At 74.3% G+C, this 1,161-nt stretch carries 1 protein-coding gene; it reads left to right on the top strand.

Features of this window, described 5'->3' with window-relative positions; genetic code table 11:
- Window positions 1-60: 60 nt before the first annotated feature.
- The coding region (locus A2U95_RS21410; RefSeq protein WP_240957516.1) for a trypsin-like serine peptidase at window positions 61-1,161 on the top strand (1,101 nt) is incomplete at its 3' end.

Genomic DNA, 1,161 nt, shown 5'->3' with positions numbered 1-1,161 from the left:
CGTGCCGCGCCACGCCCTCCGAGAGCGGGACGGTGGGAGCCAGCCATGGGAATGACGGACATGTCACGTGAAGAGCGGGCGCACCAGGCGGTCGCGGCGGCCGCCCGGTACGACGGGAGCAGCAGGGAGCGACAGGAGGTCGAGCGACGCCAGGAAGCGGGGGTCGGCTTCCCCGACTCGCCGGAGGCGCTGGCGGCGCGCACCGCCCGCCTGCTGGAGCGGCAGGCGGTGCCGGCCGCGATGGTGGTGGAGGCGGTCCGTTCCGAGCCGCTGGCGGCGCCCGACGCGTTCGAGCGGATCCTCGGGGTGTCCAAGGAGCTGCAGGCGTGGAGCTTCCTGCCGCGCGGCGCCCGGGCCGCCCGCAGCGTCGCGCGGATCTCGGCGCGGGAGAACGGCCGCGAACTGCCGGTCGGCACCGGGTTCCTGGTGTCCCCCCGCCTGATGATGACCAACCATCACGTCCTGCCCGACGCGGAGGCGGCCCGCGGCTGCTTCGCGGAGTTCGACGCCCAGGTCACCGTCGACAACACGCCGCAGGTGCCGGTCCGGCTGGACTTCGACCCGGACGGCCTCTTCGTGGCCGACAGGCGTCTCGACTACGCCCTGGTGCTGGTCGCCTCCGGCCCGGACGGGACGCCGCCCGGGGAGACGTTCGGCTGGAACCGGCTGAGCCTGCAGCTGGGGAAGCTGGTGATCGGCGAGCCGGTCAACGTCATCGGCCATCCGATGGGACGCCTGAAGGAGATCGCTGTGCGCGACAACGCCCTGCAGGTGCGCCTGGACGACTTCCTCCACTACCGCACGGACACCGAGCCCGGGAACTCGGGCTCCCCGGTCTTCAACGACCAGTGGGAGGTCGTCGCCCTGCACCACAGCGGCGTGCCCCGCACCGACGGTGAGGGCCGTCCCGTGCGCCGTGACGGCCAGGTCTGGCGGCCCGGCGACGGCGAGGACGCCGTGGAGTGGGTGTCGAACGAGGGGGCGCGCACCAGTGTCCTCCTGAAGCACCTCGCGTCCCTGCCGTTCACCCCCGCGCAACGGGAGCTGCTGGCCGGGATGGGACCGGAGTCGGGTCTCGCCGGCGACGGCGCGGCCGCCGCTCCCGCCGCGGAGCTCGCCGGGCCGGTGCCCGGTACGGCCACCGCCACCGCCACCACCACC

This window comes from Streptomyces chilikensis, from assembly GCF_001642695.1.
Taxonomy (GTDB): Bacteria; Actinomycetota; Actinomycetes; order Streptomycetales; family Streptomycetaceae; genus Streptomyces; species Streptomyces chilikensis.
Note: the sequence above shows the minus strand (reverse complement) of the source record. Positions and strands in the feature narration are given on the sequence as shown.